Origin of the sequence: Vibrio sp. VP6 (assembly GCF_028823755.1) — a bacterium.
Classification (GTDB): Bacteria; Pseudomonadota; Gammaproteobacteria; order Enterobacterales; family Vibrionaceae; genus Vibrio; species Vibrio parahaemolyticus.
The window spans coordinates 1-7,457 of record NZ_JAPEID010000069.1; the positions used below are offsets into that span (position 1 = coordinate 1).

A 7,457-nucleotide genomic window follows, 5' to 3' on the forward strand; every position below is an offset into this window, starting at 1 on the left:
CAAGGCGCTTGCAAAGTCATTCTTGAAGGTTCGTGGGGGAAGGTGTACTTTGCTGTACTACCTTGTTTTTATGAAGCAAAGAGAGTGATGGGATTGGCTTTGAATCCACATGTCGGCGGCTTTTATGGCGTGACTATCGTTGAAACAAATAATGATATCACCCATGAGCGCGCTGAAGATTGGTTACTCGAACACTAATTTTTTATTCACTAAATAGCCCGGTAATGTTTTTACATTATCGGGTTTTCTTTATCTGAGTAGGTCATCGACTTCATGGCGAAGCCAGGTCGGAATATCTGCTGGAAGATTGTTGGCTTCCATTTGCAGCCATAACTTTTCAAAAGCCAAAATCGTTAGCCAAATCGCAGCTTCTTCGTCTTGCTGTATTTGGGTCAGTGAATAATTCAAAATCGCATCGTTATGCGTATCGATTAGCTCATCATAAAGCATGGCATCCCCTATTTTATCGATATAATGATTAACTATAGTTGTTCATTTTCTTTGTGTTTTAAGTTTAGGGATTTTTCTAAGACTCTGACCAAGCGCATGTGCTCATCGGCGGTTAATGGGTCGGGGCTGTTCAAAATGGTGGTACGAATGAGTTGTTCTGTTGCGGTTTTTGATAGGTGTAAATATTGCTGCGTAACGAACATCAATTTTGAATAGGTTGGGTTGTTGAGTATTAGCGGTTTACGACCACGCACTCTGAGTTCAAAGCGTTCAATTACATAGTCGTCTTCACCGTCTTCAAGACAAATCCAAGGAGCATTGTTAGTTTGCATGATATTGCCGTTGGGTGAGTGAATGTCATTCATCTTAAAAAGCTCTGTTGTTCGAATTAAGGTTAAGCTGCCTACTTTATGTTCAGAGTTGGTCAACAAAAGAGGTGTGATGTTGTACTCATAAATGTAAAGAGATAAACACAAAGTTTGATGAAGTTTGATTGTCTTTAGTACTCATTGGTTAAGTTTAATAAACTTCAGTCGAAACAAGCCTCTAATAATTTTCTACAAACCACTTAGAGATGTGTTAGTCTCATGGCGTTGTGAAAATATTCACAACAAAAAACCACACCAGTAAACCATTGGGGTTTACTGGGGTTCCTATTACCCATAAAAATATAGGAGGTGAACCATGAATCTCGAAATGGTTCTTGCATTTACGGAGCTATTCTTAGCCGTAATGCATGTGATTACTTTATTTTTGTAATCAGAAAAAGGTCAGCAGGCTGCCACCTGTTGGCCTTTTAACTTTTCTTGTGAAACAAAAAGTTTAAGTTTCACAAGAAATCTGTCACTACGATAAATCAAACCACGTCAAAAAAATATATTTTTTGGGAAATAATTGTAATTTTATTGTTTTTTTAATATCTAGATGGAATTTTTGTCATTAAATCAGTTGGTTAGGTTTTGTGTCTTCATATGCAGTATGTATGAACAGTAGTAATGCTAACGTTTTGCCAGTGTTATATGATTTGCGAGGTAAGTAACAGATTACTTGCATCACCACGTATTAAGGTTTGCTAGGCTTAAAAGCGCTTAGTTTTAAACTAGCAACGTCAACCGCTCAATTTGGCCACCAAAAATCAGAATACGTTGAGCAAGAATGGGCGTCATCAAACGATGACGCCCATTCTTTTTATTGCTTTGGAAGGGTTTATACTTCGGATGAACCAATCCATTGCTCATCTAAGTAAGCTTCCCAACCATCTGGGCTAACAGAGAAGTAATCCACACACTCCAGTACATCATGCGTCCAGTCCTGATGGGGCGGAGCGTAACAAACGCATTCTTTGCCCTTTAAATCCCGGATGCTTAGGTCATCATGTTCATGACCCAAAAGTAAATCCTGCTCATGTGAACGCCAGGGGCGAGAAACTATCATGACAGTTCACCATGGTCTCGGTCGGGCTTTCCATCTTGGTCGAAAAAGCGCACCTTACACTTCGGAAAGCCGCTGCATCCCCACCAAAATGACCCTTCTTTTTTCCCTGGTCGGCGAACCAACGGATTGCCGCACTGCTTGCAAAATTCCTCCGTACTGGGCTTAGCGTTCTGACGTGGTTTGGGATTTAAGTTTGGCTGGCCATTATCATCAGGGAACGTCGTTTTGCAATCAGGGTAGCGGTTACAGGCGTGAAAGGGACCATGCTTGCCTGGACGCTTAATGAGGGTGCCTTGCTGGCATGTTGGGCAAGTGATCCCATTGCGTTTGACGAACGGCACACCGTGCGTTTTAACGTGCTCTACCTGGCTATTAATGTACTGGTTCACGTCATGCAAGAAGGATTCGATATTGAGTTGTTTCTTCGAAATTTTATCGAGACTGCCTTCCCAAATCGCGGAAATGTCTGGCCGTACAATTTCATCAGGGAGGAGGGCGCAGAACTCTTGTCCTGCCTCGGTGGTTTTGTACACTGGATTCTTATAGCCTTTCTCTTTACCTAAAGTCACCAGGTGCGTCAGCTTGCCGACCTTCTCGATGTGACCGCTTCGCGTGGCTTCGGTGCCAATCGATCCGTTTTCGCCCGCGGTGTCTTTGTCCTTCGCTTCCAGCGTTTTACGCAGTTCGGGATCTTTAATGAACTTAGCGGCCTGTGTCATGGCTTTAAGCAAGCTGGCATCATCAAAATATTTTGGCGGTTTGGTTTCGCGCTGCTCCATGTCTACTTGAGTACATGTCCCTTCGGTGCCCTTGGTTAAACTGGCCAAATCCAGAGCGTTTTGGTTGGGTTCGTCTTGATGTTCACCTTTAAACAGCACTTCCCACCCTTGCTTATTAAGGGTGGTTTGGGTAGCGCGGTAGCAGCGACCGGTGCAAGTGACATCAAGCGCGACTTTGTCACGTACGGATCCAGGGTAGAACAGCGCAATAAAGCGTTTGGCCACCAACTCATACAAGTTGCGTTCACGTTCGTTTAGCTCGATGCCCGCGCCGCTTTTCTCAGTTGGTACGATAGCATGGTGCGCTTCAATTTTGTTGGCATTGAACGCTTTATGGTTCGACGTCGGCGCCGCTTGATCTATTGCCTCGCTTAAATGTGACAGTGTTCCTTTGATCGCCGATAAGATGCTGTCACGGTTCTCCAGGTGCGCATCGGACAAGTATTGGTTGTCACTGCGTGGGTAGGTGAGCAATTTGTGTTTCTCATACAAACTTTGCAGCGCATCGAGCACTTCTTTGGGTTTGTATCCCCATCGTTTCGACGCTTCAATTTGCAGCTTCGATAAGTTAAATGGCATGGGCGGTTGGCGAGTTTCGGTTTTCTGCTCAATGTCGCTGATGTTGGCCTTGGCGCCGGTATCGGCCTCTTTGGTCGCCGCGACCTCCAGAGAAGAAATCATGCGCCCTTTGTCATCGAGTTCAAACTCTTCACCAGGCATGAGTTTGCCTTTGATGATATGGCCACCCAATTCGAAATGACCAAACAGCTCATAATAAAAGCTCTTTTGGTGATTGAGGTTCGCTAAGGTTCGCTCGTTGATCATGCCAATCATGGCGGTGATCACTCGTCCAATATTGAGCATTTCATCAAAGCCTTTTTCTCGGGCTTTAAGGGTGTAAGCTCGGGTGAGGTTATAACCAAAGCTTTGATCGGCAACGGCACGGGCGAGCGCCTTCTGGGTGAGTGGTTGGAAGTTTTCATTCGGTTGTAAGTTGGCCAAAGCCGCTTTCACCGGCTTATCGTTCAAATCGGCAATCAAGACACGCTGCACGGGCTTAGTGTTTTGTGCGTAAGTCAGAACTTCGTCCACCAAAAGACAACCTTCGGGATCGGGGTCGCCCGCGTGGACGATGCTGTCGGCTTTACCTATCCAGTTCAGTACCACTTTAAGTTGTTTCTCCGCCCCTTTACGCGGCTTCATGCGCGGTGGGTACACCGTCGTGAGCGGCAGATAAGACAGAGCCCATTTCTTATGTTCGATGTTGTAATCTTCGGGATCGCACAGCGCCAGTAAGTGGCCTAAACACCAGGTCACGACCTCTTGGCCATGTTGGTAATAGCCGTCTTTTTTCTGTGTGTCGGGATTGCCGCCTAAGCCTTTAAAGATCGCCGCGGCTAATGAGGGTTTTTCTGCAATAAATACGCGCATAGTGATTTCTCCAGATGTGACGACGTCTCGATGTCGAGCATCGATGCGTCGTCATAAGTCATGAATTATTGAATGGTGAGGATTTTCAGTTCGTCGAGCGTGAACACGCGCACGAGTTTCGAACGGTAGTGCTCGAAAGGATGTTTGGATTCGTCAAACGGGATGTATTCGACGCGATCAAACCGCTTGATTAAGAGCTGGCGAATGTCGTCATTGGGCACCACATAGAACACCGCGCTCCAGTAGTTTTTCTTTTGCGCTAAGACGTGACTCTTAAGAATGGCGCGATAACGAGACACCGTTTTGAGGGTACGCTCGGTTTCAATGGCGATGGTAAATCCGTTGGGTGCCGTGATGATGGCGTCTGGCCGGTGCTCGACGTCGTATTGCTTTCGAAACGAATATTGGTCGGCGTTACGCCAGTTCGTCCAGCCATTACGCTGCAAATAGATTTGCGCTTTCTGGTTCATGAGCTTGTGCTCCAGCGTACCAAATTTCACGCGGTAGGGATCGAACGCTCGAAAGTCTTCGTTGATGTCCTGAATGTTTTGCGTCAGCCCTAAGTCAGTGATCCCCCAAATCGAAATTTTGCCAGTTTGAAATTCAAACACATGCTTTTGAATGAAACCTAAGCCTTCCAGTTTATTCAAAAGCCGATCCATTGGGCGTCGAACTTTGTATTGAAGTAACAAGGTTAGGTTTGCTATATCGGAATAAACTTCCTGCTTTAGAAACTGGATCACGGTTGCCATTTTTTCGTAGTTGCGTTGATAACGTTCGGCTTTCGAGGTGATCAGTTGACTCATGTAGTGGCCTCCGCTTGCTTGCGCACTTTATGAAAAGAGATACACGTTTTGTTGAGCTCAGAAAGGCATTGAGTGATTTGCTTTATGACCGTTGCTCGATGCGCTTGCATCTCTTTTTCGGTCAACTCGCCGTTGAGTTTGGCTTTGTTGAGCGTGGTGAAGTAGTTGTCGCTGGCCATGAAGACTTTCATCAACATGATACTGCCTGGAGTAAAGCAACGTTGTTCCACCTCCACCACTTGCGCGGTTATCTCTCGTGGCGCATTAAGCGTAATGTCGCCCATTTCTGTCATCAGTTGGCGGTGTTGTTGGTTGATGTCGTTACGTAGCGCGCGTACTTTTTTCAACAGTTTTTCGGCGGTGAGTTTGGACAACTTCGTGGTGAGGTTTTGCTCCGGCCTGGAGGCGAACGCTTCCACGGAAAACAGGCTATTAAAAATAAAAAGCCCGTCAATGGGCTTTTTCACAGGGGTACTTCTGAGGGTGTACTTGTTATGGTCCCATAGGGCGCAAAGTCGTTTACTTTGTAATTCCATTGGATCATATCTCCAGTTTGATTTTGAGTATCACTCGTTGAATCCATCAATTTGTTGTGAGAGAGCCTCCAGTTCAGCGGCTTCTTCTTCGGCGTTCCGTTGTGGTGTTGTTTTTGGTTCATCGCCTGCGGGTTTAAACGTATCGAGATCGAGTTCATTAAAGTCGTTGTTCATGTCCGATCCTTGTGGTGTTGGTGATCCTTCGGAGTCGCTGTGCTCATCCTCATGAACGAGAGATTCACCCATTGGCTCTTCACTTTCTTGTGCCAGTTCTTCGGGTTCATTAGGAAGGGTTTGTTGCGTTTCATCAAACGTGACGAGGTGTTGTTTTTGAACTTTAATAGGAGCAATGAGTGACGGCTTAGGTACATCATTTGTCGTAAAGATGTAGCTGACAAACGCGGGTAGATTTAACAACATGTTGGTATCGACATACTGTCTTTCTGCCATTCGAATGTTGCGTTTATCTTCCACCACTTCGGATAACGATTTGTTGGCTTCAACGTAACGGGTCTCGTCATCCACCAAAATAGTCCCCGACATTTCCGATACCCACTTAGCGGTGTCGGGATCTTGTAGTCGGTACACCAATTTGAATTTGGTGTTTTCCACCACGGCGCCAACCACAGCATCGCCGTTAAGGTCGGCCGGACAGTCTTTTAAGTCGGCAATTGACTGATGCGCGAGAAACATATGCACGCCCTTGTCGCGCGCGGCGCCTAAGCCTTCCATTGCTGGTTTGGAAATGTGGTATTTCAATTCATCCAGAAAGATGGCAATTGGGCGTGGTTTGCCAGCCACACGGTCGCGTGTTTCTGCCAGTTGAAATAAGCGGATAAGGATCATCTTCTGTGTGATCAATATTTTTGAATTACGCATTGAACCAATGACGTAACAACACCCACCCTGGTCGTACACATCTTGCAATCGCATCCCCCCAATGGCGTTAATCGATTCCACCAACGAGAGCTCTTCGAGTTTGCCGTAAAACGCTTTAATGGTTTCCGCAATGCCTTGAACATAGACGGTATTTAACAGGTTTTTAAATGATCGTCGTTCGATGTGACTGGCTTGCAATGGCGCTTCCCTTGCGGCTTTTCTGTCGTCGATACGATAGAAGTCGGCCACGTCGCCTTTTTCTGCCAAACTGAATCCGGCCACAAGCAGTTCTTCAATTTGTTCCGGTGTGGCGTCAGCCAACAAATCAAGCTGTGGGGCTTTCTTATTGAGGTCAATTAGGTAGAACGGTTTGCCCGCTTTTTCACACGCGTACTTCATCAAATGAGGCGCCCATTCGTCATTTTTCGGATCCATGACAAACACGCCTTCGTTAGCCAGAATGAGCTGATAAAGGATCAACCCTGACGCAACACCTTTACCCGCTCCTGTGGTGCCGATGATGTCGGCGTGCTGCTTTTGTATGTCTTCTAATGGAATGTATTGCGGTTGATGTTCGCGATCCAAACCAACGAAAACGCCCTTATTGAGATCAATGTATTTTTCAGGATCGTATTGAACGGTTTCAGGTAGAAAGGCTTTTACTGTGCGCACGTCAGTGCGTTCATCTCGTGCCATGGTCGTCTTCTTGGTCATCTTTTGTTTGAGCTTGTTTAAGCGGGGCGATATTGCGCGTCGCAGCGCAACATGAATGCCAATCCCGAGTAAAAAAAGAGGGAGGTACAGATACGCCCAAGCGGGATAAACCAGATCGGAAAGTGCAACGAAGTAGTGTTGTTGCAGCGCATTAATCATTGCCGGAACAGTGAAGTTGGAGAGTGTGCCAAAGCAAAACAACACCACAGCGATAAAGATAAAAAGGCGTCGAAGAACTGAGCCTTTTTCGTTTTTTTCCGGTTTATCAAAATAGATCGTTGGCGTGATCAAACCGGCTAAAAAACTGAGAATCCCCGCGTGGTAAAACGTCAGTAAGTAGAGCTGTGAGAGCGCGGTCATCATCGTCTCAAACAGTTGATAGTTGATCATCTCTGACATGATCTTGATGCTCCTTAATTGAATTTCAT

8 protein-coding genes are annotated in these 7,457 nt (G+C 45.9%); 1 reads left to right on the top strand and 7 read right to left on the bottom strand.

Features of this window, described 5'->3' with window-relative positions; translation table 11 throughout:
- On the top strand, nucleotides 1–198 hold a 198-nt coding region (locus tag OU793_RS23035; RefSeq protein ID WP_274647851.1), incomplete at its 5' end, for a hypothetical protein.
- Between the two features lie 51 nt (nucleotides 199–249).
- Here OU793_RS23035 and OU793_RS23040 read toward each other — a convergent pair.
- The 7 genes from OU793_RS23040 to OU793_RS23070 all read right to left on the bottom strand — a co-directional run bounded on the left by OU793_RS23040 (nucleotide 250) and on the right by OU793_RS23070 (nucleotide 7,428).
- Entirely contained in the window at nucleotides 250–450 is a 201-nt protein-coding gene (locus tag OU793_RS23040; RefSeq protein ID WP_159404409.1) for a hypothetical protein, read from the bottom strand.
- Between the two features lie 32 nt (nucleotides 451–482).
- On the bottom strand, nucleotides 483–782 hold the full coding sequence (locus OU793_RS23045; RefSeq protein WP_029559533.1) for a hypothetical protein: 300 nt from the start codon (nucleotides 780–782) through the stop codon (nucleotides 483–485).
- A gap of 874 nt (nucleotides 783–1,656) precedes the next feature.
- A complete protein-coding gene (locus OU793_RS23050; RefSeq protein WP_224723966.1) occupies nucleotides 1,657–1,839 on the bottom strand; it encodes a hypothetical protein in 183 nt (60 codons plus the stop codon).
- Nucleotides 1,840–1,880: 41 nt separating this feature from the next.
- Nucleotides 1,881–4,094 carry a DNA topoisomerase gene (locus OU793_RS23055; protein WP_269666175.1) on the bottom strand — a complete coding sequence of 738 codons (2,214 nt, stop codon included), beginning with the start codon at nucleotides 4,092–4,094 and terminating at the stop codon, nucleotides 1,881–1,883.
- A 65-nt stretch (nucleotides 4,095–4,159) separates the two neighbouring features.
- Nucleotides 4,160–4,900: a MobC family replication-relaxation protein gene (mobC, locus tag OU793_RS23060; RefSeq protein WP_025789168.1), complete on the bottom strand. Its 741-nt coding sequence runs from the start codon at nucleotides 4,898–4,900 to the stop codon at nucleotides 4,160–4,162.
- Complete coding sequence (locus OU793_RS23065) at nucleotides 4,897–5,367, bottom strand: DUF1845 domain-containing protein (RefSeq protein WP_236579095.1); 471 nt, start codon at nucleotides 5,365–5,367, stop codon at nucleotides 4,897–4,899. The genes mobC and OU793_RS23065 overlap by 4 nt, the downstream gene beginning before the upstream one ends.
- A gap of 99 nt (nucleotides 5,368–5,466) precedes the next feature.
- Nucleotides 5,467–7,428: a type IV secretory system conjugative DNA transfer family protein gene (locus OU793_RS23070; RefSeq protein WP_122045222.1), complete on the bottom strand. Its 1,962-nt coding sequence runs from the start codon at nucleotides 7,426–7,428 to the stop codon at nucleotides 5,467–5,469.
- Nucleotides 7,429–7,457 lie beyond the last annotated feature (29 nt).

Coding starts and splice junctions, on each gene's coding strand:
- OU793_RS23040 (WP_159404409.1), bottom strand. CDS start 450: ATGCTTTATGATGAGCTAATCGATACGCATAACGATGCGATTTTGAAT.
- OU793_RS23045 (WP_029559533.1), bottom strand. CDS start 782: ATGCAAACTAACAATGCTCCTTGGATTTGTCTTGAAGACGGTGAAGAC.
- OU793_RS23055 (WP_269666175.1), bottom strand. CDS start 4,094: ATGCGCGTATTTATTGCAGAAAAACCCTCATTAGCCGCGGCGATCTTT.
- mobC (WP_025789168.1), bottom strand. CDS start 4,900: ATGAGTCAACTGATCACCTCGAAAGCCGAACGTTATCAACGCAACTAC.
- OU793_RS23070 (WP_122045222.1), bottom strand. CDS start 7,428: ATGTCAGAGATGATCAACTATCAACTGTTTGAGACGATGATGACCGCG.